We start from the raw sequence: 26,133 nt of genomic DNA, 5'->3' as shown, positions 1-26,133 counted from the left end.
ACATCATTTGGTGACATCAAAGGATGACATCCTTCGCGTCCTGCACCACCGACTGCCTCGGAGGCTGCGTTGACTATTCCTGCGGTTTTGGTTCTGCAAGACGGCTCGGTCTTTCGCGGGACCTCGATTGGCGCCTCTGGCCAAAGCGTTGGCGAGGTCGTGTTCAACACGGCCATGTCGGGCTATCAAGAGATCCTGACCGACCCATCCTATCGGCGGCAGCTGGTCACCCTGACCTATCCGCATATCGGTAATACCGGCACCAACGATGAGGACGAGGAGTCGCCCGCGATCCAGGCCGCCGGCCTGATCATTCGCGATCTCCCGGTGCTGGCGAGCAACTTCCGCCGCAACGAGACCCTCAGTGCCTATCTTGAGCGTCACGGGGTGGTCGGCATTGCCGACATCGATACCCGCCGCCTGACCCGACTGCTGCGCGAGAAGGGCGCGCAAAGCGGGTGCCTCGTGGCAGGCGATGATCTGGACGAACAGGGCGCCCTAGTCGCGGCTACCACCTTTCCTGGGCTCAAGGGCATGGATCTTGCCCGTGAGGCCGGCGTCAGCAGCGCCTATCGCTGGACCCAGGGCACTTGGAGTCTCGAGCAGGGTCTGCCCGAGCCGCTCGCCTGGGATGACGAGCGCTTGCGACACCATGTCGTCGCCTACGACTTTGGCATCAAGCGCAACATCCTCCGGATCTTGGTCGATCATGGCTGCCGGGTCACGGTGGTGCCGCCGCAGACCCCCGTTTCCGAGGTGATCGCGCTGGCCCCTGCGGGTGTCTTCCTGAGCAACGGCCCAGGCGACCCCGAGCCCTGCGGCTACGCGATTGAGGCCATCCGCGAACTGCTGGCGCGTGATGTGCCGCTGTTCGGGATCTGCCTCGGTCATCAGCTGCTCGGTCTCGCCGCTGGTGCGCAGAGCGTGAAGATGAAGTTTGGCCATCACGGAGCCAACCATCCGGTGCAGGATCTGGCCACTGGGCAGGTGATGATCAGCAGTCAGAACCACGGCTTTGCCATCGATGAGCAGAGCCTGCCGGCGGAGGTCGAGGCGACCCATCGCTCGTTGTTCGATGGCTCACTGCAGGGGCTGCGCCACCGCGAGCATCCGGCCTTCAGCTTCCAGGGGCATCCTGAAGCGAGTCCAGGGCCGCATGACGTCGAGCCCTTGTTTGCTCATTTCGTCAGCATGATGGACGCGCGCTCGGGTGGGCTGTGAGAGAGTGAAGAGTGAAGAAGAGTGGATAGAGAGTAGGTAGCGGGGAGTTGATCGCGGATCAGCGGTCGATGCCGATGCTGGCCGAGGTTCTCGCCAGATCAGCGCCGCATTGCGGCTGCGGCTAATGCGCAAGGTGCCGCGCCACCCCGGAAGATGAATCGCGAGAGATTCACGTTAAACAAACACGACCTTTTTTCAGCAGCAGACTTCGGACGCCTCTCAGCCCATGCCCAAGCGCACAGACATCCAGAGCATCCTGATCATCGGCGCCGGGCCGATCGTGATTGGGCAGGCCTGCGAGTTCGACTATTCCGGCGCTCAAGCCTGCAAGGCGCTGCGCGAAGAGGGGTTCCGCGTAGTGCTGGTGAACTCGAACCCGGCGACGATCATGACCGACCCGGAGATGGCCGATGCGACCTACATCGAGCCGATTACCTGGCGGGTCTTGGAGCGCATCATCGCCCACGAGCGCCCGGACGCGCTGCTGCCGACGATGGGCGGGCAGACGGCATTGAACTGCGCGCTGGACCTGGTCACCGAAGGCGTGCTCGAGCGCTACGGGGTGGAGATGATCGGCGCCTCACGCGAGGCGATCGATAAGGCTGAGGATCGCGATCTGTTCCGCCAGGCGATGCGCCGCATCGGCCTCGACATGCCGCGCTCGGCGATTGCGCACAGCCTGGAAGAGGCGATCCAGGTGCAGGCGCAGATCGGCTTCCCGACCATCATCCGGCCCTCGTTCACCATGGGCGGCAGCGGCGGAGGCATCGCCTATAACCATGAGGAGTTTGAGGAGATCTGCATCCGCGGGCTGGATCTCTCGCCGGTCAATGAGTTGCTGATCGAAGAGTCGGCGCTGGGTTGGAAAGAGTATGAGATGGAGGTGGTGCGCGACCACAAGGACAATTGCATCATCATCTGCTCGATCGAGAACCTGGACCCGATGGGCGTGCATACCGGCGACTCGATCACGGTCGCCCCGGCGCAGACGTTGACCGACAAGGAATATCAGCGCATGCGCGATGCCTCGCTGGCGGTGCTGCGCGAGATTGGCGTCGACACCGGCGGTTCCAACGTGCAGTTCGCGATCCATCCCGACGATGGACGCATGATCATCATCGAGATGAATCCGCGTGTCTCGCGCTCCTCGGCGCTGGCATCGAAGGCGACCGGCTTCCCGATCGCCAAGGTCGCGGCCAAGCTCGCGGTCGGCTACACCCTCGATGAGCTGCGCAATGAGATCACCGGCGGCGCCACGCCGGCTTCGTTCGAACCGTCGATCGATTATGTGGTTACCAAGATCCCACGTTTCGCATTCGAGAAGTTCCCGCTCGCCGATGCCCATCTGACCACCCAGATGAAATCGGTTGGCGAGGTGATGGCGATCGGCCGTACCTTCCAGGAATCCTTGCAGAAGGCGCTGCGCGGGCTCGAGACCGATAAGGACGGTCTCAATGAGATGTTGAATCTGTCCGATCCGCAGTCCATGAGCCGACTGCGCACCGAGCTGCGCCAACCGGGCGCCGAGCGCATCTTCTACTTGGCCGACGCCTTGCGCGCCGGGATGACCCTGGACGAAGTGCATGCGCTGACCAAGATCGATCCCTGGTTCTTAGCGCAGATCGATGAGTTGGTGGCGATCGAGCATGAGGTTCGTGTGCAGGGGCTTGCAGCGCTGGATGCAGAGCGCCTGCGCGGGCTGAAGCGACGCGGATTCTCGGATCGGCGCCTGGCTGCACTGACCAAGCAGCCGGAGGGGGTAATCCGCGAGCGCCGTCGTGAGCTCGGCATCCGTCCGGTCTTCAAGCGCGTCGATACCTGCGCCGCCGAGTTTGCGACCAGCACGGCGTACCTGTACTCGACCTATGAGGAAGAGTGCGAGGCAGCGCCAACCGACGCCAAGAAGATCATGGTGCTCGGCGGCGGACCGAACCGGATCGGGCAGGGCATCGAGTTCGATTACTGCTGTGTGCATGCAGCCTTCGCGCTGCGCGACGATGGCTTCGAGACCATCATGGTCAACTGCAATCCGGAGACCGTCTCGACCGACTATGACACCTCCGATCGGCTCTATTTCGAGCCGCTGACGGTTGAGGACGTGCTCGCCATCGTCGACACCGAGCGCCCCTATGGCGTGATCGTCCAATACGGCGGCCAGACACCGCTGAAGCTGGCGCGCGACCTGGAAGCCGCTGGGGTGCCGATCATCGGCACCTCGCCGGACAGTATCGACCATGCCGAAGACCGCGAGCGTTTTCAGCGCCTGATTACCGAGCTTGGTCTGAAGCAGCCACCGAATGCGACCGCGCGCAGCGAGAGTGAGGCGGTGGAGCGGGCGGCTGAGATCGGCTATCCGCTGGTGGTGCGTCCCTCTTATGTGCTGGGCGGGCGGGCCATGGAGCTAGTCTACGACGAGCAGGATCTGCGTCGTTACATCCGCACCGCGGTCAGTGTCTCGAACGCGGCGCCCGTCTTGCTCGATCGCTTCCTAGAGGATGCGATCGAGGTCGATGTCGATGCCGTCTGCGACGGTGAGGCGGTGTTGATTGGCGGCATCATGGAGCATATCGAGCAGGCTGGCGTGCACTCCGGTGATTCGGCCTGCTCACTGCCGCCCTATACCCTGAGCGCCGAGCTGCAAGACCGCATGCGCGAGCAGATGGCGGCGATGGGGCTGGCGCTCGGCGTGCGCGGGCTGATGAATGCGCAGTTCGCGATCAAGGGAGAGGATATCTATATCCTCGAGGTGAACCCGCGCGCGTCACGCACCGTGCCCTTCGTGTCCAAGGCCGTCGGTGTGCCGTTGGCCAAGGTCGGTGCGCGCTGCATGGCCGGGCGCTCATTGGCTGAGCAGGGCATGCTGCTCGAGGTCGCGCCGACGCGCTACTGTGTCAAGGAGGCGGTGTTCCCCTTCGTCAAGTTCCCCGGTGTCGATACCCTGCTCGGGCCGGAGATGAAGTCGACCGGCGAGGTGATGGGCATTGGACGCACCTTCGCCGAGGCCTTCGGTAAGGCGGTGGAAGCAGCTGGCATGGCGCTGCCGCGTCCGGGAAAGGCCTTGCTGAGCATCCGCGATGCGGATAAGGCGCGGATGTTGGCGGTCGCCCAACAGCTGCTCGAGCTCGGTTTTACGCTCTATGGCACCCATGGCACGGCACGCGCCGTGCAAGAGGCTGGCATGGACTGCATTGGGGTCAATAAGGTCAAGGAAGGCCGGCCGCACATCGTCGACATGATCAAGAACGGCGAGGTGCGTTTTATCGTCAACACCACTGAGGGCGCCGAAGCCATCGCCGATTCGGCGGCGATCCGACGCGCGGCCTTGCAGCATAAGGTCAGCTACACCACGACCATTGCTGGGGCCGAAGCCACCTGCCTGGCCTTGCAAGCTGGTGACCTTTTCGAGATCACCCAGTTACAGACACTTTACTGAGCGCTTGTGCGCGGTTAGGCTCTACAAGCTTGTCTGCCCCGCTTGCCGCGGGGCCTCTCCGCCATAATCTCTAGGCGTCGATCGATCGGTGGCTCTCCATCGAGCGCACCGCTCCCGCACTCAACCCTACGACAAGAACCTTATCCCAAGATGGCGCGCGTTTGCCCAGGGTGGTAGCGCGTGCAGAGCAACGTATTCGATGGGTGCGCAATGGCGCGCCTAAGTACAAGAGGATGCAAGAGGATGCCCGCATGAGTAGAGTCCCTCTCACGGCGAAAGGTGCACAGCAGTTGCGCGAAGAGCTCGAGCAGCTCAAGCGCGTTGAGCGCCCGCGCGTCATCGAGGCCATCGCCGAGGCGCGCGCGCACGGTGACCTGAAGGAGAACGCTGAGTATCACGCGGCTCGGGAGCAGCAGGGCTTCATCGAAGGCCGCATCAAGGAGATTGAAAGCAAGCTCTCGAATGCCGAGATCATCGATGTCACCAAGCTCAATCCTGGTGGTCGCGTGGTCTTTGGCGCCACTGTGGATGTGCTCGAGATTGACAAGGATGAAGAACATACCTTCATCATCGTCGGCGACGATGAGGCCGACATCAAGCAGGGCAAGATCTCGGTCGGCTCGCCCATCGCGCGTGGCCTGATCGGCAAGAGCGAGGGTGATACCGCGCTGGTCGAGGCGCCCGGTGGCAAACGTGAGTTCGAGATCCTCGACGTGCGTTATGAATGATGGCGCTGCATGCCGTATCGGCAATAGCACTGGAGTCGGGGGCGAGTGCCATGAAGCGTGCGATGACGGCGCCATGATGGGCGCCACTATGGATGGGCGCCACCATGACGGGCGCGCGATGAGAGCTGTGCTGAGAATCGGCCTATAATCCCTTGCGGGCCGACAGCGAATCGTCGCTTTTGCCCGGCACGATCAGCCCAGGAGAGGAGGTATCCATGCGCCATCTGGCATCCATGCGCCATCTGGCTCTGATCGGTTGTTTGCTGCTGGCGGCGGCTCCAGCGCACGCACTGCGCTGTGGCAACAGCGTGATCTCGGAAGGTGACAGCAGCCTGCGGCTGAAGCGGTTTTGCGGCGAGCCGGCCCAGGTCGAGCAGCGCGAGGATCGGGTCGCGGTGGAACGCTACGATGCGTCGCGGCAGCATTACTACAGGGACTATGTGGTTAAGCCGTATGAGATCTGGATCTACAACTTCGGTCCGCGCCGTTTGATCAACCGGATCGAAGTTCGCGACGGTGTGATCAAGCAGATCACCACCAGCGGCTACGGCTATTGATGACGAGCACGATGATTATCCACTGTCGATGATGGGGCTGCGGGTGAAGCACGAGCAGGGGTTGCTGCGGGCGTCATGGCGGTTGATCGGCCTGCTGCTCGTCCCCGTGTTGTTTGCCAGCGGCGTGCTGGCTGAGGAATCAGCGGCTGCCAAGGCTGGGCCGATAGAGGGGCCGATACACGAACTGCGGCTGTTGACCTGGCCGGATTATCTCGATCCAGGCCTCGTCGATGCGTTTGAGCGGGAATTCAAGACGCGCGTCAGATTCGATTATTTCGATAGTGACGATGCCCGTGATCGCTTCGTCGTGCAGAGCGATGGTCAAGGATTCGATGTCGCGGTGCTCGACAGCAGTGCTGTTGTGAGTTATCGGCGACGGGGCTGGATTCGCCCCATCGAGGCGGCACAGGTTCCCAATTTGCGCCATATCGACGAGGCCATCGATCAGGCCTATCCGCAGACCAGCGGTTATGCCGTGCCGTACTTTTGGGGCACCACCGGCATTGCCTATCGGGCTGACTTGGTGCCGGAGCCACCACGGCGTTGGATGGATCTGTTTCGCCCCGATGCGGCCTTGGTTGGGCGTATCATGATGATCGCCGACAGTGACGATCTGATCGGCATGGCCCTGAAGGCGCTGGGGTTCTCGATGAATAGCGCGGACCCCGAGCAGATCGAGCAAGCCACCGCACTGCTGTTGGAGCAAAAGTCCGCCTTGCGCGGTTATGGCACCTTAGAGCTGGGCCCTGAATCGCCGCTGATCACTGGTGAGCTGGTGGCGGCGATGAGCTACAGCGGCGATGCGGCGATGCTGATGGAGCAGCATGATGCGATCCGCTATCGGGTGCCAGAAGAAGGTGGGCCGATTTGGATCGATTATCTGACGATTGGCGCACAGGGCCAGTCTGATTTAGCCGCAGCCTTCATCGACTTTCTCAATCGTCCCGAGGTGGCGGCGCAGAATGCCCGCTATCTGTCCTATGCAACGCCCAATCGGGCTGCCGAGGCACTGTTGCCAGCCGAGTTTCTCAGCGATCCATTGATCTACCCTCCGCCCGAGACCCTCGCCCGCTGCGAGCACTACAAGCCGCTGTCACCGGAGGCGGTGCGCCAGCGCGTCGAAGTCTACTCAACGATCGTTCACGGCCGCTGATTCGTGCGCCTGCAAGCGAAGTTAGCCTTAGCGCTAGTGCCCTTGATTGCGCTGCCGCTGCTAGCCTCTGGCTGGCTGAGCTGGAGCTATTCGGGTGCTGATCTGCAGCGCAAGGCCGAACAAAGCCTCGATACGGCGCTGCACCACGTTGAGCGAGCGACCCAAGATCTAGTCGAGAATGCGAATGCGAGCCTTGATCTCCTCACGCTCGCCCCGGAGACCGAGCGCTACGCGCGGAGCAGCAATCCAGAGGATCGCTACTCGCTGTTCCAATCGCCGCTGCTGAAGCTCTTTCAAGACTATCGTCGGACCTACCCCGAGTATCGGATGGTTCGCTTTCTGATGCCCGACGGACGCGAAGATGCACGCGCGGCGGGGGTCCTGAGCGGTGCGATCGGGGTCGACTCAGCGGTCGAAGCGGCCTTGTTGAAACAGCTCCCAATCCCAGAGTCCCAGCTGCTCGACCAGGAAAACAACAGTCTCATCTTCTATCGCCCCATTCGGCTTTCGCTAGGCTATAGCGATGCCACAGAGGGGCCTTACCGCTTGCGCGGATTCATCGCGCTCACGGTCTCTCTCGCTAGGCTCTATGCACAGGTCAACGAACTGCGACCGAACCTCGGCTGGTTGTTTTTGGTCTCCAACGACGGCCAGATACTCTTCGGTGCTGGCGATGCTGCGGCGGGCGATGACGCGCTTCCAGGGCGGGTGTTGGAGATCGCGACTAGCGCAGAGGCACCGCAGCTTGAGCCGATCAAGATCGATTGGAATGGCCGTCATCGGCTGCTGCAGGCGCGTCCTGTCGGGGCGGGCTTGACCGCCGTTGCGCTGTTGCCTGCTGATGCCTTGTTGAAGCCACTGCAAGAACTGGCGCTCAAGATTGTCGCCATCACGCTGGTTTCAGGTCTGTTGTTGACGCTGGTCCTGTACCTCTCGTTGCGTCGGCTCGTCCTCACACCACTCGCGCAGTTGCGCAGCGCGGCACAGGCGATTGGTGCGGGCAGCCTGACCCCGACGATTGATGTGCGCTCCAGCGACGAGATGGGCCTCCTCGCTGACGATGTGCGCGAGATGGGCCAGCGATTGAGTACCTATCGCAAGCAGATCGAAGATTTGGCCTTCAATGATCAGTTGACCGGCCTTCCCAATCGGCACCTGATTCGCGAACTCCTGCAAACTTATCTGCAGGACTGTCAAGCCGCTGGTGAGCCGCTCGCCGTGCTCTTGTTCGATCTGGATAACTTCAAGCAGATCAACGACAACCTTGGTCATGCGAGCGGCGATCGGCTGCTGCGGATCTTGGCTGAGCGGTTTAGGACCCAGCTCAATGTCGAAGCCTTGCGTGGCCGCTCGCAGTTGGCGCGGTTTGGCGGTGATCAGCTGCTGCTCTTTATCGGCGGGTTGCTCGACAACGACGAGTCGGCGCGCGTGGCCGAGCGGATCTTGACGGAAACGGCGAAGCCGTTCGATTTGGGTGTTGGCCATTACGTGGTCACCGCCAGCGTCGGTGTCGCCGAGTTTCCGCGCGATGCCCATGATGCCGAAGGCTTGATCCGCTGTGCGGACCTGGCGATGTATCGCGCCAAGGCGGATGGTCGCAATACCTATCGCTTCTTCTCGCCCGATCTCGACACCAAGGCCTCGGAACGGCTGCTACTCGAACATCGCCTGCGGCTGGCGGTGGCCGAGCGCGCCTTTCAGGTCTACTACCAACCCTTGTTTACCATCGCAGGCATGCAGATCGCTGGATTCGAGGCTTTACTGCGCTGGACCGATCCTGAGCTTGGCTCGATCTCGCCGGCACGCTTCATCCCGATTGCCGAGCATACCGGGCTGATCGAGGAGCTTGGCGACTGGGTCATGCGCGAGGTCTGCGCGCAGCTTGCGCGTTGGGCTGCGGTAGGGCTGAAGACGGTGCCCGTGGCCATCAACATCTCGCCGCTGCAACTGCTGCGCGGTTCCTTGATCGAGCGCCTGGAAGGCTATTTGCAGCAGTTCCAGCTCGCGCCGAGCCAACTCCATGTGGAGATCACCGAGTCGGTGCTGATGGACATCAGCCCGATCAACAGCGCGCGTCTCGAGGCGCTGGCCGAACTCGGGATTGCGCTGCACATCGATGATTTTGGCACCGGCTACTCGTCGATCAACTATCTGCGGCGTTTCAAGATCGATTGCATCAAGATCGATCGGAGCTTCGTCTCCGACATGTGCACCTGCGACGAAGATCGCGCCCTGGTGGCGGCGATGATCGCGATGGCCAAGGCCTTGGGGATGCAAGTGGTCGCCGAGGGGATCGAGACCCAAGCGCAGCGGGATCTGCTGTACGGGCTTGGCTGCGATCTCGGTCAAGGCTACCTCTTTGCCCGCCCTGACGGGGCCACCGAGGCTTCGCGCTTCTTGGCTCGGTGAGTCGTCTAGACTGAAAGGTTGGGCTGAAGGGTTGGGCTCGAGCGCCATCCGTTGGCGCAAGCGGGCTGTCTTGTCGATCACTCGGCCTCGCCGACCAAGTCACGATAGGCATACCAACTGGCGTAGCCGAGCAGCGGGAAGATCAGGATCATGCCGACGAAGGCGGTGAGCGTCCCGACCAGCATCAGGCCGAGGATCAATCCCGCCCAGCGCAACATCGGCCCGGGATTGAGGGTGACGGCACGCCAGCTTGCCTGAACACCAGCGATGGGGCCGGCGTCACGATCGACGATCAGCGGAACGGCGATCACGCTGGTCGCGAACACGGCTGCGCCGAGTAAGACGCTACTCACCAGTGTGAAAAGCATCATCAGCGGGTCCATGCCACCTCCTAACAGGGTCACGTAGCCACTGGAGGTCGGAGCCAGCGTGGTCACCTTGATCGCAAAGATGACCGCTGAGGCCATCGTCCAGAAGGCGACAACGAACATCAGCAGGAGTCCGAACAATGCCAGGCTTGAGCGCCGTTGACCGTAGAGTGCAAAGCTGGCGCGAATCCCGATCTGTTCACCCGCGAGATGGCGACGTGCAGTCACGTAGAGTCCGGCAGCCAGAAAGGGCCCGAGCAGCAAGAGCACGATCAGAAACTTCAACGTCAAACCCGGCATGGCCCGGCTCATGGTTAGCGCTACGAATCCGGTTAGGGCGCAGAGCGAACCATAGAAGAGACTGACAAAGGGTGTCTTCGTTAAGGTGTTCCAGCCTTGCCCGAGCCACTGCAGCGGTGCATTCGATGCCACCCGCTGGATCGATAATGTATCGCCCTGAACGACATCCCGATGGGTATCGGTTGAGGGAAAGGTGATTGTTTCTGTTGTCATTGTAAAGACTCCGGGGGTTGGTGAGGGCCAAGTCGGGCGCTCGGTTGTCGCGCCTATCGACTCGCCGACCCTGGACAGGTTTTAGAGTTTAGGTAAGTAAGAATATAAGCTTTTTCTAATACTAAAGCAAGCCCGAGATCGGCGCTCGCAGAAGAGGGCTCGATCGGTTGTTTGCGAGACCCGCTGCTTGCGGCCATGACCCGCACGCCCTTAGCATGATCGACCTTTTCGGTCGCCACAGCTCGCGGAGTTCAGCACTATGCCGTTCGATCATCAGCAGCCGCCACTCGTCTTCGGCGAGGCCCTGTTCGACTGTTTCCCCGATGGCGCCGAGGTACTGGGCGGCGCGCCGTTCAACGTCGCCTGGCATCTGGCCGCGTTCGGGTTGAATCCGGTGTTCTTGAGCCGCGTGGGTGAGGATGACCTTGGCAAGCGGATTGATGCGGCGATGCGCGAGCAGGGGATGACCACCCTCGGGCTGCAGCGTGACCCTGAGCATGCCACCGGTACCGTGCAGGTCTCGCTGGCCGAGGGCGAGCCGAGCTACGAGATCCTGCCTGATCGCGCCTACGACCACATCGATGCGGCAGCGCTGCCGCCGCTGCCGGAGCAGACGCTGCTCTATCACGGCAGCCTAGCGCTGCGGCACTCGGTCTCTGCCGATGCGTTGCGCATGCTGCGGGGACGGCTGAGCCCGTCGATCTTTCTGGACGTGAATCTGCGCGATCCCTGGTGGCAGAAAGAGAGGCTGATCGAACTGCTGGAAGGCGCGACCTGGGTCAAGCTCAACGCCGATGAACTCGCGCTGCTGGCGCCCGAGGGGGAGAATGTCGAGGCCCGAGCGCAGCGGTTGCGGGAGTGTTATGAGCTGGAGGCCCTGTTTGCCACCCTCGGTGCCAAGGGCGCCTTTGCCGTGGAGGCCGATGGGGCTATCAGCCGCGTGGCGCCCACCGGCGCGATCCAGGTGGTCGATGCGGTGGGGGCAGGCGACGGCTTCGCCTCGGTGCTGATCCTTGGGCTGATCCGCCGCTGGCCAGTAAAGCAGACGCTGGATCGCGCACAGTCTTTCGCCTCGGCCATCGTCGGCCAGCGCGGAGCCACGGTGCCTGATCCCGAATTTTATGCGCCGTTCCTCAAGGATTGGGGCTTGGGCGGGGTGGGCTAGGGGGATGCCAATGCAAGCCGAGGTCCCCAATGCCCGTGTGCCGGCGCTCGCTGCCTTTCTCGCCGAGAATCGCAGTAAGGCACATCGCGTGATGCATCATCTGATCGGGCTGCAACGCCCATTTTTGCTGCAGAGCGACTTGCAGGATGCGCTCGAGCAACTGTGCCGCGATGATGAGCAGATCGCTGATTCCGCACTCGCGCGCGCGCTGGCACAGGCGCAAGAGGCAGCGATTAATGCCTCTTGGGTCTATCTGGCGCTGCGCCGCCGGGTCGCGAAGTGGGATTACCTACGCATCCATCTCGAGACCATGGACCTGAACGAGGTCAGGGTCTCCGAGTTTCTGCGCTTCAAGGAGCATCTGGCCACTGGTGGCAACGATGATCCGTTCGGCCTTGAGATCGATCTGCGTCCGTTCTACCGCGAGCAGCAGACGTTGACCGAGGAGGGCTCGATTGGTCGTGGCGTCGAGTTCCTCAATCGACGCCTCTCCAGCCGCCTGTTCGATGAGCTGGGTAAGGGCGATCAGCGTCTCCTCGGCTTTCTGCGGATGCACAGCTACCGCGGCCACCAGCTGATGCTGAACGATGCCATTAATAGCGTGGCCGAGCTGCGTAACGCCCTGCGTCAAGCGATGATTCCACTACGCCGCCGCCCCAGCCACACAGCTGTTGCTGAGCTCTCAGCGGACCTGCGCGGGTTCGGCTTCGAGCCCGGTTGGGGCCATGATGCCGCGCGCATCCGCGAGACCATGGGATTGCTGCTCGACATCCTTGAGGCGCCCTCGCCACAGTCGCTGGAGAGTTTCCTGAGCCGGGTGCCGATGATCTTTTCGATCGCGATCGTCTCGCCGCACGGTTGGTTCGGGCAGTCGAATGTGCTCGGGCGCCCGGATACCGGCGGCCAGGTCGTCTATATCCTGGATCAGGTGCGCGCGCTCGAGCGCGAGATGCATCAACGGCTGGCCGAGCAGGGGATCGATATCGAGCCACGTGTGGTGGTGCTGACTCGGCTCATTCCTGAGTCTGAAGGCACCATGTGCAACGAGCGGCTCGAGCCCATTGCTGGCACTCGCAACGCGGTGATCCTGCGCGTGCCGTTTCGCAACGCCGCCGGCGAGATCCTGCCGCATTGGGTCTCGCGCTTCCAACTCTGGCCCTACCTAGAGGACTATGCGCTGGACGCTGAGCGTGAGCTCTTGGCCGAGTTGGGCGGGCGGCCCGATCTGATCATCGGCAACTATTCAGACGGCAATCTGGTCGCCTCGCTGCTCTCGCAGCGGCTCGGCGTCAGCCAATGCAACATCGCCCATGCCTTGGAGAAGACCAAGTACCTGCTCTCGGACCTGTACTGGCGCGACAACGAGGAACGCTATCATTTCTCGGTCCAGTTCACCGCTGATCTGATCGCGATTAACAGCGCCGACTTTGTCATTACCAGCACCTATCAGGAGATTGCCGGTACTGACGACAGCATGGGCCAGTACGAGAGCTACACCAGCTTCACCATGCCAGGGTTGTATCGGGTGGTCTCCGGGGTCGATGTCTATGATCCCAAGTTCAACATCGTCTCGCCGGGCGCGGATGAGGATATCTACTTCCCCTACACCGATGGCGAACGACGCTTGGTGCATCTGCAGGATGAGATCGACGCGCTCATCTTTGGTGGCCCGCGTGAAGGGGAGTCGCGCGGCAGGCTGGCCGATCGCGAGCGGCCGCTGTTGTTCACCATGGCGCGTTTAGACCGGATCAAGAACATCACCGGACTCGTCGATTGGTTCGGCAACAGCCAAGCGCTGCGCGAGCAGGCGAACCTGGTGGTCGTGGGTGGTCATGTCGACCCAGGCCAGTCCGGCGACGACGAGGAACGCGAGCAGATCGAGGCCATGCATCGCCTGTTCGACCATCACGGCCTGGATGGGCAGTTGCGCTGGCTGGGGATTCATCTCGAGAAGTCGCTGGCTGGCGAACTCTATCGCAGCATTGCAGACCGCCGCGGCCTCTTTGTGCAGCCGGCGCTATTCGAGGCCTTCGGGCTGACGGTGATCGAGGCGATGAGCTGCGGCTTGCCAGTGTTCGCGACCCGCTATGGCGGGCCGCTCGAGATCATCGAGGACGGGGTGTCAGGCTTTCACATCGATCCGAACCATGGCGAGGCCTCGGCGGCGCTGATCGCCGACTTCTTGCGCCGCTGCGCCGAGGACAGCGATCAGTGGCTCGCATTGTCCAACGGCGCCCTGGCACGGGTCGAGGAGCGCTACACCTGGCGCCGCTATGCCGAGCGCATGATGACGCTATCGCGGGTCTACGGCTTTTGGAAATATGTCAGCAACCTGGAGCGCACCGAGACCACGCGCTATCTGGAGATGTTCTACGGCCTGCAGTACCGACCGCTAGCGCGCTCGATGCGCTTATAGGGGGGCAAGCCATTATCCTATAAACCGCAGATAACGCAGATTTTCACAGATTAAAATAATATAAAACAAGGTCTTAGCAGGTTTAGCAAGGCCGCCCATCAGGTGAAGCAATGAACGGCTGCAATGTATTGAAATCTCTGCGTTAATCTGCGGTTAAATGCTCTTTTTAGGATTATGATCAAGTCATCGTCATGATGCTCAACTCTCCCGTCCTCTCGGACGGTTTCTCGCGGAGGATTCAATGATTAACGCATATCGATGCGGCTCATGGCTCGGGCTTGCAGGCCAGCCCCGGGCTGTGTCCGCTGACTTACTGGTGCCCACAGAAATGTTCACACGCCTGTGGGGATGCCGATTTAGGCGCCTGCCTTCTAGACGCTTGTCTTTTAGACATTGGTCCATAAAGGCGCCCCTGGTCCTTGGCTTATTGGCTTCCGGCGCAACCCTCCAAGCCAGCGAAGGCTTTGAGTCGGAGCGGCTTGATCTAATCTGCATCGAGCAACCGATGCGGGTGGTCGCCTTTGGTGCGCCGGGCGAACTAAGCTACGACGAGCAGGCACCCAAGGAATCCGACCCTATTGATGTACTGGTCACCAAGAGCAGGCCGGGTGAGGATTTCAACTACGACTTTGCCAGCATTCAGAGCAGCGCTGACGATCTCGAGACCGAGGAGGCGATCTGGCTCACCGGCAAGCAGGTCGAAGCCCAGCAGGGGCGTTTCAAGATCAATTTCGAGAACCTGATGATGACCCTGACCGAGATCGACCCGGACGGCAGCGCGCGTTTCCGGCGTTTCGACTGCAAGGAGCGGGACAGTGAGCAGAACGCCGCAGACCAGGAGTAGTCGCGACAAAGACGAAGTCATCGACCCCAGTGTTCGCTGCGAAGACTGCAGCGCCTGTTGCTGCCGCAAGGAGGTCTTGTTGCTCGGCGATAACCGCGTGCCAAGTCATTTTGTGATCCTTGACGCCTGGGGCGCCGAGGTGATGGAGCGCCTTGACGATGGCTGGTGTGCTGCGCTTGACCGCCAGCACCTACAATGCTTGATCTATGCATCACGCCCGCAGCTCTGTCGGGATGTCGCGATGGGCGGCGCCGAATGCCTAGCAGCGCGCTCCGAGCCTGAGACCGGCTAGACAAGGGTGCGGTCGCGGCGGTACGCGGCTAGGCGAGTGTGCGAGGGATCATGCAGCCAGTTTAGCCGAGGTTGCATGGATTCTAAGTTCAACTTACAAATGGTGAGTCTATTTCCCCGCCGGATACCAGCGCGGCGTATAGACCCAGCGCCGGCCGGTGGCGGTTTGGATGATGCGGGTCTGCGAGGAGCCGATGATGATGACCGTGCGCATATCGACCTGTGCGGGATCGACCTCGGCGAGCGTCGTGACAAAGACCTGCTCGTCGGCGCGACCGATCGACCGGCCCAAGATCACTGGGGTCTCGGGCGCGCGATGCTCACGCAGTAGCGCCAGGGCCTCGCTGAACTGATGTGGCCGAGCGCGCGAGCTCGGGTTGTAGAGCGCGATCACCAGATCGGCCTCGGCGGCCAGCTGCAACCGGCGCGCGATCACCGACCACGGCTTGAGGTTGTCCGACAGCGACAGGGTGCAGAAGTCGTGCCCGAGCGGGGCGCCAATCCGCGCTGCGGCGGCCTGGGCTGCGGAGATGCCCGGGATGATTTGTAGATCGACCGAATCCCAAGCCGGGTCTTTGGCCTGCTCCAGCGCCTCCATTACCGCCGTCGCCATCGCGAAGACGCCCGGATCACCGGAAGAGACGATGACAACGCGGCGGCCGGTTGCGGCGAGCTGGAAGGCGTGGCGAGCGCGTTCCAGCTCAACCCGGTTGTCGGAGTCCTGGACCCTTTGATCGTCGCGGAATGGACCCGCGAGCTGGATATAGGTGCGATATCCGATGACGTCCTCGGCCTCGTTCAGCGCCGCTTTTGCGGCTGGGGCGAGTAGGGCGGGGTCACCAGGACCGAGTCCGATCACACGCAGCCAGCCTCCCGAGTTGGGCTTCACGCTGTGTTGCTGCTCAAGTTGCATGAGTTCGGTCAGGTTGCATGCTGTTGGTCAATCGTTCGTGCGGATGTTCAGCTGGGCGCTGATCCACGCACCACAGAGCACCGATCCTGGGCGTGGCTGGAATGTCCTGCGCTGCCTGCTCATGCGGCTTGCCAGCGCTCTCCTGGTACCAAGATCATCGAGAAATAGGGCACCTGCGCGGGGTCGACCTCGGCAAGTGGGCGAATCTGCTCGTTGGTCATGGTCGCGCGCTCGACATAGAGCGCTCGATCACCCAGCCCAAGCGCCATGATGACCCGCCGCACCTTCTCGAAGTGGCTGCCGAGCTTCATGATGGCGGCTGCCTGGGCGTTGGCGAGCATCCGTTCTAAATCCGCCTCGGGTAGGGTGCCGGCCAGCACCAGCAGGGTCTGATCACGGTAGACCAGCGGCGTCTGTAGCGCCGAGGCACTGGCGACGACCGAGCAGACGCCGGGCACGACCTCGGTCTCGAAGCGGTCGGCGAGGCGGTCATGCAGGTACATGAAGGAGCCATAGAACAGCGGATCACCCTCGCAGAGCGCGGCAACATCGCGCCCAGCGCGGAGATGCTCGGCGACGCGCTCGGCGGAGGCATCGTAGAAGGCGCGCATGGTGCCTTCGTAGTCGAACGGCGGCGGGGGCGGGCGGCCGGTGACCGGATAGATCAGCGGTAGGCGCTGCTGATCGTCGCGCAGCCAGGACTCTACACTGGTCAGCGCATTGCCGCGCTTGCGCGGACCGGCATAGTAGGCGATGACCTCGGACTCGCGCAGTCGCCGCAGCGCCTTGACGGTGATCAGCTCTGGATCGCCCGGGCCGACCCCGAGCCCGAACAGCCGCCCTGGCTTCGCCGGGTCTCTCGGCTCAATCTGCCTGACTGAATCGGTGCCGGTGCGCAGATCGATGCCTTGGCCTCGCTCAACAGGTGTGCCTGGTTCAGTACCTGCGGTGCCTAGCTCAGTACCTGCGGTGCCTGGCTCAATACCCGTGGTGTCTGGTTCGATACCTGAGGTGCTTGGTTCAGTCCCTGCGATGGGGTCGATGGGCACCATCAATGATCCTGCCCCAGTGCGTTGACGGCTGCTGCGGCCATGGCGCTGCCGCCACGTCGACCGCGCAGGGTGACGAACGGCACCCCGCGGCTGTCTGCAGCAAGCGCCGCCTTGGATTCAGCCGCGCCGACGAAGCCGACCGGGAAGCCGAGGACCAGGGCCGGCTTGTCAGCGCCCTCATCAAGCAACTCGAGCAGCCGGAACAGCGCCGTGGGGGCATTGCCGATCACCACCAGCGCGCCTTCAAGCCGTGGGCGCCATAGCTCGAGCGCTGCAGCGGTGCGGGTGTTGCCGATCTGCTTGGCCAGTGCCGGGACCTGCGGGTCGGAGAGCGTGCAGATCACCGCATTATCGGCCGGCAGCCGGGCGCGGGTGATGCCCTCGGCCGACATGCGCCCATCGCAGAAGATCGGCGCGCCGGCGGCAAGCGCCTCGCGTCCAGCTGTGCCGGCACCCGGCGAGAAGCGCAGATCATCGATCACATCCGGCATGCCGCAGGCATGGGCGACGCGCACCGCCAGTGCCTCGAGATCAGGCGGGATGCGGCTGAGATCGGCCTCGCGGCGGATGATGGCGAAGGATTCGCGGTAGATGGCGTGGGCGTCGCGGTGATAGTCGTACATCATGGGCAGCTGGCTGCGGCCGGCGAACAGGACGAAGCGGCACCTGCTGCAAGGCCAAACCAACAAGCTTAACCCGAGCCCGTCGCTAGGGCTAGGTGCGCGATCAGCGGATGGGTTCAGTCAGTGCGATAATCCTCTGCTTGTGGCCCTGGGTCAGACTCGGGAGCCGTTACACTTTGGAGTTTGATCGATGAAGAATGCTTTCTTACTGACTGTTGTCTTGGTCTTGGCGTTGACGAGCTTGTCCTGGAATGCCCAGGCCGAGGAGTCCAAAGGCGGGCTGTTCGTCAACCTGACCACCGATGACACTTGGGCGGCGGCCAAGGCGATCCAGTTCGCGCATGAGCGGGTCTTGAAGCGCGGCCATACGCCGGTGGCGATCTGGCTCAACGTCCGTGGCATCTACCTGGCCGACAAGAAGCGGCCATCCCATATCCACGGGCTGTTGAAAGAGCAGGGCAGGTCGATTCAGGACATGCTGCAGGCGTTCGCGAAGGACGGAGGGCTGGTCATCGCCTGTGCCGCCTGCTCCAAGGCGGCAGGCCTCACCGAGGACGACTTCATCGACGGCGTTCAGATGGGGAATCCGGACCTGGTGCTCGGGATCTTGTTCGATCCGGCGGTGAAGACGCTGTCTTGGTGAGAACCGACCCTCCGGGTCGCGCACCAGCTCGAAAGATCCTCGGCGGGCATCGGGCGGGCGATCGCATAGCCTTGGCCGAGGCTGCAGCCAAGCTGCAGCAGCCGTTCGCTGTGGGCGGCGGTTTCCACGCCCTCGGCCAGCACCTGACGCTGGAACGCGGCGGCCAGACTGATGATGCCCTCGAGAATCGCCAGATCATCGGGGTCATCCAGCATATCGCGCACGAAGCTCTGATCGATCTTGATGGTTTCGACCGGCAGGCGTTTCAGATAGCTGAGCGAGGAGTAGCCGGTGCCAAAGTCGTCCAGCGCCAAGGACAGGCCCAGTGCCTGCACGGCACGCAGGGTTTTGGTGACCGCGACGATATCCTCTAGGGCGCTGGTTTCCAGCACCTCCAATTCCAGATCGCTGGGGTGCGCCTGCGGATACCGCGCCAAGGCCGCGCGCAGTTTGGCGATGAAATCGGCCTGGGCTAGTTGCAGGGCATCGACATTGACGCTGACCGGTAGCACCAGGCCGGCGGCACGCCAGGCGCTGACTTGCGCCAGGGCCGCCTCGATCACCCAATCGCCCAGCGCCACGATCAGCGGATCATTGGCGATGAGCGGTAAAAACAGGCCGGGGGGTAAGACGCCGCGTTCGGGGTGTTGCCAGCGGATCAGCGCCTCGGCGCCGATCACCCTGCCGTCTCGCATATCCACCTTGGGCTGGTAGTAGAGGACGAATTCTTGCCGCGCGAGCGCGTGGCGAATGCATTCTCGGCCTTCATGACGCTCGCGCAATTGACGGTCATAGGCGTCGTCAAAGAGATGATAACGATTCTTACCGGTGAGTTTGGCCTGATACATGGCCTGATCGGCCTGGCGCAGCAATTGATCGGCATCGACCGGCTCGGTTTGGGGATACAGGCAGGCCCCAAGACTGGCCGAGACCTGTAGCTGCAGCCCCTGTTCATGGTGCGGTTCAGCGGCGGCCAGCAGCAGCTGTTGCAACAAGGGCAAGCTGGCCTCGAGAGGCGGAACATCCATGAACACCACGGCAAATTCATCGCCGCCTAGGCGCGCTAGGATGTCACCCTCGCGCAGCACCCCTGTCAGTCGCTTCGCGACGCCGACCAGCAACCGATCACCCGTCTCATGGCCATGGGTGTCATTGACGGCCTTAAAGCCATCCAGGTCCAGATAGACCACGGCCATGCGCTCGCCACGACGGCTGGTCTGCGCCATCGCTTGCCGTAAACGGTCGACCAACAATACGCGGTTGGGCAAGCCGGTGAGGCTGTCGAAGTGGGCAATCTGTTCCAACTGCTGCTGGTGTTGCTCCAGCATGCGGATCTTGTTGAGGGCCAGTTCCGTGAGTCCGGCGGCGGAGGTGATGAACCCCAGTTGATGTTCATCCGGCACCGGCTGGGGATTCAGCCAGTTGAACACCAGCAGGTGGTAGCCATCCTCGCGAAAGCTGAAGGGATACCAAAACAGGCTGCCAATGTGCATCTGGTCATGCAGGATGGTCGCTGAGCCATCCGCACTCAACCTCGGGTGGATGGCATCGGCATGGCTAACCAGCCAGGTGCGCTGTTGGCGCATGTAGGTCACCCCGCTCCTGAAGGTGGCCAGCGGATAGCGACCGATGGAGGAGGGCATGTTGGGATGCGCGGGATTCAGCCATTCATGCAGACCGATGATCAGTTGCTGCTTGAAATCGATGTCGTAGACCAGCGCTCGGTCCGCCTCCAGGGCCTCGCCGAGGTGTTGGCAGGTGGTGGCGAGGATCGACTCCACGCTGTACTCGGCGGCGATGGTCTGGGCGATGGCATCGATTGCCTGACGGTGCTTTTTCTGTGCCGAGATGTCCAAGAACACCGCAATGTAGCGTTGTATCCGACCCGCTGCATCGTAGACCGTACTGATGGTCAGCAGCTCGGCATACTCGGTGCCATTTTGGCGCCGGTTCCAGATCTCGCCGCTCCAGCGTCCCTGCGTCTGCAGGATCTGCCACATCTGCTGGTAGAAGGCCTTGGGGTGTCGACCGGAATTCAGCAGGTGCGGATTGCGCCCGACGACGTCTTCGCGCTGGTAGCCGGTGATGCGGGTAAAGGCCGCATTCACATCGATGATCTTGGCCTCGGCATCGGTGATGACGATGCCTTCATGGGTGTGCTCGAAGACACTGGCGGCCAGTTGTAGGCGGGCTTCGGCCTGTTTGCGCTCGTGGATATCCTCAAACAGGGTGACGGCACCCGCGAAGCTGCCGTTTTGCATCAGGGGTCGGGCGACCACCAAAACCTCGAAGCAGTCGCCATCAGCGCGCCGAAAGCGGGTTTCGTCGCGATATTCCTGCCCGGCGCGTAACGTCTGGATGATTGGGCAGGGTGGCGCTATGCCCTCGGCAGCCGTGCCAGCGCATTCCTTGTGCTCGTGCTGGTGAAACAGCTCATGCGGTGACTGGCCGGCGAGCTCCGCTTCGCTGTAACCGAGCAGATCCTGGGCATAGGGATTGGCGGTGACAATCCGGTGCTCGTCATCGGTCAGGTACAGCCCCTGACCCAGGGTGTCGGCAATCACCTTGAGGCGATGCCGCTCGCTGAGCTTTTCGTCAAGCGCGCAGAGCAGGAAAAACAGCACCAGGGCTACGGCCAGCAACGCCAACCAGGTGCCGATGACACGTACCATCAGCGCCTGATCCAGCGCCGATAAGCCCGGCTCGGCCACATACGCGACGAGCATGCCGACCTCGGCCTCACCGGGGTCGCGCACCGGCATTGCGAGCACCGCGTAATGGAGATGATCAGCGCGCAGTCGAAACGCCTGTGGCTGGCCTTCCTGCAGCCGCTCGATCAGCGCCGGGCGCTCGCCGAGGCGCGCGATCAGTGGCTCGATCGCCGCCGGCAGCGGTGGCGGTGAATCCGCCCGCAGGCGGTGTGGGTCTTCGATCAGGAAGGCCGCCGACGCCGGCCAGGGGGCGTACAGGCCCTGCTGCTCATCGAAGAGGATGTCGCGCTGGCGTTGCTGATGCAGCAGCAACTGGAATGCATGCCGCGGCATCAGCGCCTGCAACTCTTCGAGTAGGGTCTTGAACGGCAGGCTGAACTCGACGCTGCCCAAATGCTGGCCCTGTTCATCGATGATCGGAAACAGGCTGCGGTAGCCGGACACCACGCGCCCGACTTCAAAGCCAAACACCGGCTCGAGCTCGGTATTGACAAGGCGAATCGATGCGCGCACGGCCAGCAGGTTGTCGCCGAAACGCGCGGGATGATGAAAGCGCAGAAAGCTGTCGCCATTGGGGCGGTGGAAGTGGAACTGGCGCAGACCGCGCTCGACCATGCGCGCATAGGCTGGGCTTAGATGCCGGAACAGCTGCAGGCGTGCCGCATCGATCTGAGCGGGGTCTTGCGCGGCCTGTAGCAAGGCGATGGTGCGTGGCTGCTCGACATATTCCTCGAAATAGGTCACTACCGTATTGCGCTGCAGGGCTTGTATCGCCTGCCAGCTGATTGCCAGCGTCGACAGATTGCGCTCCAACAGCGCCTGCACGGCCTTGTCATGCTCAACCCAGAAAACGCCCAGCGCCATGAGGGCCGTGAGTAGCCAGGCTGCGGCCAGCGCCCACCCCCAGCGCCGGCGGTGCAGCACGGACGGGGGGTGAGTGTGCATGCTCAAACCAGAGCGGCCCTCAAACGGTATGGGGGGCATCGGCACGCGCGGGTTCCGAGCGATGTTCGAGTTCAAGCGCATTGATCGCCGGCGAGGTGGTCGCCCCCGCGAACAGGCACCAGGCATTGCGCCCCTTCAGCTTGGCCTGGTACATGGCTTGATCGGCCTGATGTAGGAGTTGATCGACATCCTGCTCGAGCGGCTGCGGATAGAGGGTTAGCCCGATGCTGCCGCTCAGCCTCAGGTTGATCTGTGCCTGCAGTTGCACCGGCGCCGAGAGCGCCTCGAGCAAGCGCTCGACCAGCACCTGCGCATCGGATGCGTCCGCCAAATCGCAGAGCACAGCGACGAACTCATCACCACCTAAGCGCGCCAGCGTATCCACGCCGCGCAGACAGTCGCGCATGCGCCGCGCCAGGGTGATCAGCAACTGATCGCCGATGGCATGACCGTATTCATCATTGACCGGCTTGAACTCATCCAGATCGATGAACGCCACCGCAAGCCGGTAACCACTGCGCCGCGAGCGCGCCATCGCCTGCTCCAGCCGGTCGCTCAGCAAGACTCGATTGGGCAGGCCGGTGAGGGCGTCATAGTGTGCGCTTCGCTGCAACTGGTGCTGGACTTCTTTTTGTGCGCTGATGTCCGACAGCACCACAATCCCGGCGCTGATGCGGCCGTCGTCATCCTTGATTGGCGCCGCGGAGAGACTGACCCAGCGCTGGCGGCCATCGACGCCAACCAGGATGGCCTCTTCACCCGTGACGGTTTCACCCTGGTTCATGGCGCGCGTCAGCGGCCGCTCTTGCACCAACATGGGCTGACCATCCGGGTGCAGCACCTGCCAATCCGCGTCATGATTGGACAACCCGAGGACGCTTGGACCCGAGAGGCGGTTGGGCTCGATCGCCAGCAGCTCGAGGGCTGGACGATTGGCGAAACGAATCCGTTGCTCCGGCGCCTCGGCGATCAGAATCCCCGAGGGAGAGCTCTCCAGTGCCGCCTGCAGCAGGCGTGTCGTTTGCCTGACAGCGAGCTCGGCGCGCTTGCGCGCAGTGATATCGAGATGGGTGCCGACGATCCACTCTGGCTGACCGTCCGGGGTCCGGGTGATGACGCGTCCCCGATCCAGCACGCAGATCCAGTCACCCGAGCGATGACGCACGCGTACCTCGGCCTCGTAGTGATCGGTCTCACCGGCGAAGTGGCGTGCAAGCGCCGCCTGGGATTCGGCCAAATCCTCGGGGTGAGAGAGCCTGAGCCAGGTGTCGATCGAGACCGGCTCCAATTCTTCCAAACGGTAGCCGATGATCTCGGCCCAACGTTCATTGAAGCGCGTCTCGCCGGTCTGCAGGTTCCATTCCCAGGTGCCCACGCCCGTGCCCCAAATAATATTGGCCAGCCGCTGACGACTCTCGGCCAGCGCGCACTCGGCTTGTTTGCGCTCGCCGATGTCCTCGAACAGGGTCACCGCCCCGACATATTGGTCTTCCCGCAGCAGCGGTCGGCTGACGACGAACACATCGAGCAGTTGCCCATCGGCGCGCCGAAAACGGGTCTCCGCACGATACTCGCGGCCCGCACGCACGGTGGCCAGGATCGGACAGCTCGTATCCGACTCGAAGGCATTCCCTTGATGCCGATGAAACAGATCATGGGCGGAGGCACCAAGCAAGGCTGACTCGGGATAGTCCAGCAGGGCGCGGCCATGGGGGTTCATGCGGATGATCCGCGCCTTGGCATCGGTCAGATAGAGGCCCTGCCCCAGGGTATCGGTAATGACTTGCAGCCGATTGCGCTCGCTGAGCCGTTGATCCAGTACCCACAGCAGCCAGAGCAGAATGAGGGAGAGCACGGCCAGCACGACCCCGACCAGGATCAGGCGCAGTTGAAAGGCCTGATCCAGCGCGGTCAGGCCGGGCTCATCGACATAGGCGAGCAGCAGGCCGATCTGCTCACCCGCTGGATCGATGATCGGCGTTTGCAGTACCGCATAGTCCCGGCCAGCGGCCTGCAGGCGGAAGGCCTGCTCGGTGCCTTGATGCAGGTGCGTGAGCAGCGCGGGATGCTCCCCCAGCGACTTGATCACCTGCGGGATGGGGTCTGGCAGCGGCGCTGGTGAATCCGATCGCAGGCGATGTGGGTCTTCGACCAAGAACCGCTCCGAGGCCGGCCAGGCCTCGTAGAGACTTTGCTGCTCATCGAATAGAATCCTGCGCTGACGTTGCGCGAGCAGCAGCAGTTGAAAGGAAACCTGGGGCATCAGGGCCTGCAACTCGTCCATCAAGACTTTAAACGGCAGGCTGAGCTCGACACTGCCAAGATGACTGCCCTGCGCATCGATAATCGGAAACAGGCTCCGGTAGCCCGAGACCACGCGCCCGACCTCGAAGCCGAACACGGACTCGAGCTCGGTATTGGCCCGCTGGATCGAAGCGCGCACAGCCAGTAGATTGTCGCCGAAGCGGGCCGGATGATGGAAGCGCAGAAAACTGTCGCCGTTGGGTCGGTGGAAGTGGAACTGACGCACACCACGCTCAACCAAGCGTGCGTAGGCCGGGCTCAGGTGTCGGAACAGGTGCAGTCGGGCAAGGTCGGTTTGCTCCGGATCTTGTGCGGCCTGCAGTAATGCGAGTGTGCGGGGATCATCGCGCACATACTCCTCAAAATAGGTGACGACGCTATTGCGCTGCAGTAGCTGGGTCGCTCTCCAACTGACCGAGAGGGTCAACAGATCGCGCTCGAGCAGGGTCTGCGCGGCGCGATTCCGATCATTAGTCAGCAAGGCCCAGGATAACCAGGCGATCGGCACCACTAGGGTCAGCATCAGCGCTAGTGCCAGGAGGCGGCGCTGGGCCATCTCCGATGGCTGAAGCCCAAGAGGCATCAGTACAGAACCTGATCGAGCCAGTCAGCAGCCAATGCGCGCATGGCCTCAATACGCTCGAAGGGACCGCGCTCGAAGGCCGCGAAGCCATGGCGGCCATTCTGCAGGGTTGTGAGCGGGCCTTCGCCTTCGGTCAAGGCGAGTAGCGCCGCCTGCAACCCCTCGCGTTCCTCGTCGTCCAGGCGCTCGGTGTTGGCGACCAGGACGAAGCCGGGGACCGGCTCCGACGCCGCCAGCACCCGCAAGCCGAGTCCATGGAAGTCGCGCGCCACACTGTCCTTGACGCCGCCGAGTGTGAAGGTTTCGCGCAACACCGCCAGCGCCACCTCGTCATGACCACCCTGGTACGCGGCCTGAACGAAGGCCGGATCGATGCCGTGCTCGACGAGCAACCAGAAGCTGGCGGTGGGTCCGCAGGTGGATTCTTTGCGTGTCAGCGCCAGCGTTGGCGGCTGCTCGCGGCCGGCGATCTGGAACAGCGCCCGTAGGCCATCGACCGGGGCCACCAGCACACAGCGGTAATCGGTTCGCCCGTCCGCCTCACGGAAGGTCGCCACCGCCTGCAGGCCAGGCAATGACTCACGCGCCAACAGGAACGGCAAGGGGCCAAGCTCGGCGAGATCGACGTCGCCACTGGTGATGCCATCAAGCAGGGCGGCATGGTTGGGATAGAGCCGCATCTCGAGCGGGCGCTGCAGCAATCGCGCCAGCAGATCGACCAGCGGCTGATTGCGCGCTTGGGTCAGTGAGGCGTTTTCCAGTGGTAGCGGCGCGTAGACTAACGCTTGCTGGGTCGCCGGCTGGGTCGCAAGTCCGGATGATGGTGAGAGGGTGAAGCACAGCGCTGCGGCCACACTTGCAAACCGCGCCATCTGACGACGACCAGGCAGTCGCGGGCAAGATCGAAAAACCTGCATATCCTCACCACTCGGTTTACCAGCACCCTTCCAAATCCTGCGAAACCGGTCAAGCCAACCATTTGCAAAGCGGATGCAGGAGGCTTGCATGATGAGGCTCTCTGTCGACGAACGAATCAGGTAATCCTACTGGTATTTAGCCCTAGATCGCATAAAAGGGCAAGTAGTAATACTTGGTATAGGGCGGAAAAGCAACGATTGTTGCGTCGATGCTGCCCAGTGATTTGTGGTATATCATAACGCTTATGCCCTAAACCGCCTGCTGCTCAGAGACTGAGCCTGACGTACTCGCTCAGCCCCAACGCCAGCAACGCCGCAAGCGCGAACAGCAACGGCAGGATCGA

Annotated in this window: 18 protein-coding genes; 11 read left to right on the top strand and 7 right to left on the bottom strand. The window is 62.5% G+C overall.

Going from position 1 to position 26,133, the window contains the following annotated elements; translation table 11 throughout:
- Positions 1-69 precede the first annotated feature (69 nt).
- The 6 genes from carA (at position 70) to VBE63_RS12380 (ending at position 9,501) form a co-directional block, all read left to right on the top strand.
- Complete coding sequence (gene carA / locus VBE63_RS12405; protein ID WP_323683340.1) at positions 70-1,221, top strand: glutamine-hydrolyzing carbamoyl-phosphate synthase small subunit; 1,152 nt, start codon at positions 70-72, stop codon at positions 1,219-1,221.
- 226 nt (positions 1,222-1,447) lie between these two features.
- Positions 1,448-4,654, top strand: coding sequence for a carbamoyl-phosphate synthase large subunit (gene carB, locus VBE63_RS12400; protein ID WP_323683339.1), 3,207 nt, complete (start codon positions 1,448-1,450; stop codon positions 4,652-4,654).
- Between the two features lie 251 nt (positions 4,655-4,905).
- Positions 4,906-5,382: a transcription elongation factor GreA gene (gene greA / locus VBE63_RS12395; RefSeq protein ID WP_323683338.1), complete on the top strand. Its 477-nt coding sequence runs from the start codon at positions 4,906-4,908 to the stop codon at positions 5,380-5,382.
- A 215-nt stretch (positions 5,383-5,597) separates the two neighbouring features.
- Positions 5,598-5,939 carry a DUF2845 domain-containing protein gene (locus VBE63_RS12390; protein WP_323683337.1) on the top strand — a complete coding sequence of 114 codons (342 nt, stop codon included), beginning with the start codon at positions 5,598-5,600 and terminating at the stop codon, positions 5,937-5,939.
- A gap of 28 nt (positions 5,940-5,967) precedes the next feature.
- Positions 5,968-7,092, top strand: coding sequence for a spermidine/putrescine ABC transporter substrate-binding protein (locus tag VBE63_RS12385; protein WP_323683336.1), 1,125 nt, complete (start codon positions 5,968-5,970; stop codon positions 7,090-7,092).
- A gap of 3 nt (positions 7,093-7,095) precedes the next feature.
- On the top strand, positions 7,096-9,501 hold the full coding sequence (locus VBE63_RS12380; RefSeq protein ID WP_323683335.1) for a putative bifunctional diguanylate cyclase/phosphodiesterase: 2,406 nt from the start codon (positions 7,096-7,098) through the stop codon (positions 9,499-9,501).
- A 77-nt stretch (positions 9,502-9,578) separates the two neighbouring features.
- Here VBE63_RS12380 and VBE63_RS12375 read toward each other — a convergent pair whose 3' ends face one another.
- Positions 9,579-10,382, bottom strand: a complete 804-nt coding sequence (locus VBE63_RS12375; RefSeq protein ID WP_323683334.1) for a DUF2189 domain-containing protein — start codon at positions 10,380-10,382, stop codon at positions 9,579-9,581.
- Positions 10,383-10,641: 259 nt separating this feature from the next.
- Here VBE63_RS12375 and VBE63_RS12370 point away from each other — a divergent pair, with 259 nt between their 5' ends.
- The 4 genes from VBE63_RS12370 (at position 10,642) to VBE63_RS12355 (ending at position 15,099) form a co-directional block, all read left to right on the top strand.
- The gene (locus VBE63_RS12370) at positions 10,642-11,547 is read left to right on the top strand and encodes a carbohydrate kinase (protein ID WP_323683333.1); all 906 of its coding nucleotides are present in this window, start codon (positions 10,642-10,644) and stop codon (positions 11,545-11,547) included.
- 10 nt (positions 11,548-11,557) lie between these two features.
- A complete protein-coding gene (locus VBE63_RS12365) occupies positions 11,558-13,963 on the top strand; it encodes a sucrose synthase (RefSeq protein WP_323683332.1) in 2,406 nt (801 codons plus the stop codon).
- A gap of 427 nt (positions 13,964-14,390) precedes the next feature.
- Positions 14,391-14,807 (top strand): hypothetical protein, encoded by a 417-nt coding sequence (locus tag VBE63_RS12360; RefSeq protein WP_323683331.1) that lies wholly within the window; start codon positions 14,391-14,393, stop codon positions 14,805-14,807.
- Positions 14,779-15,099 (top strand): YkgJ family cysteine cluster protein, encoded by a 321-nt coding sequence (locus VBE63_RS12355; protein WP_323683330.1) that lies wholly within the window; start codon positions 14,779-14,781, stop codon positions 15,097-15,099. The genes VBE63_RS12360 and VBE63_RS12355 overlap by 29 nt, the downstream gene beginning before the upstream one ends.
- A gap of 108 nt (positions 15,100-15,207) precedes the next feature.
- On the opposite strand, the gene cobJ is transcribed toward VBE63_RS12355, so the two are convergent.
- The 3 genes from cobJ to VBE63_RS12340 all read right to left on the bottom strand — a co-directional run bounded on the left by cobJ (position 15,208) and on the right by VBE63_RS12340 (position 17,686).
- Positions 15,208-16,011: a precorrin-3B C(17)-methyltransferase gene (gene cobJ / locus VBE63_RS12350; protein WP_323683329.1), complete on the bottom strand. Its 804-nt coding sequence runs from the start codon at positions 16,009-16,011 to the stop codon at positions 15,208-15,210.
- A 119-nt stretch (positions 16,012-16,130) separates the two neighbouring features.
- Positions 16,131-16,880, bottom strand: a complete 750-nt coding sequence (locus VBE63_RS12345) for a precorrin-2 C(20)-methyltransferase (protein ID WP_323683351.1) — start codon at positions 16,878-16,880, stop codon at positions 16,131-16,133.
- Between the two features lie 182 nt (positions 16,881-17,062).
- Positions 17,063-17,686 (bottom strand): precorrin-8X methylmutase, encoded by a 624-nt coding sequence (locus tag VBE63_RS12340; RefSeq protein WP_323683350.1) that lies wholly within the window; start codon positions 17,684-17,686, stop codon positions 17,063-17,065.
- Between the two features lie 190 nt (positions 17,687-17,876).
- Between VBE63_RS12340 and VBE63_RS12335 the strand changes: the two genes are divergently transcribed.
- Entirely contained in the window at positions 17,877-18,329 is a 453-nt protein-coding gene (locus VBE63_RS12335; RefSeq protein WP_323683328.1) for a DsrE family protein, read from the top strand.
- On the opposite strand, the gene VBE63_RS12330 is transcribed toward VBE63_RS12335, so the two are convergent.
- From VBE63_RS12330 to VBE63_RS12320, 3 genes are read right to left on the bottom strand one after another with little or no spacing between them, the layout of a single operon-like run.
- Entirely contained in the window at positions 18,260-21,985 is a 3,726-nt protein-coding gene (locus VBE63_RS12330) for an EAL domain-containing protein (RefSeq protein WP_323683327.1), read from the bottom strand. The two genes, VBE63_RS12335 and VBE63_RS12330, sit on opposite strands and share 70 nt — an antisense overlap.
- A gap of 19 nt (positions 21,986-22,004) precedes the next feature.
- The gene (locus VBE63_RS12325) at positions 22,005-24,845 is read right to left on the bottom strand and encodes a diguanylate cyclase domain-containing protein (RefSeq protein WP_323683326.1); all 2,841 of its coding nucleotides are present in this window, start codon (positions 24,843-24,845) and stop codon (positions 22,005-22,007) included.
- A gap of 26 nt (positions 24,846-24,871) precedes the next feature.
- Positions 24,872-25,744: a PhnD/SsuA/transferrin family substrate-binding protein gene (locus tag VBE63_RS12320; RefSeq protein ID WP_323683325.1), complete on the bottom strand. Its 873-nt coding sequence runs from the start codon at positions 25,742-25,744 to the stop codon at positions 24,872-24,874.
- Positions 25,745-26,133 lie beyond the last annotated feature (389 nt).

The sequence above is a fragment of the Lamprobacter sp. genome (assembly GCF_034860625.1).
In the GTDB taxonomy this organism is placed as follows: Bacteria; Pseudomonadota; Gammaproteobacteria; order Chromatiales; family Chromatiaceae; genus Lamprobacter.
The sequence above is the reverse complement of the archived record's forward strand: the minus strand, read 5'-3'. Positions and strand labels throughout refer to the sequence as shown.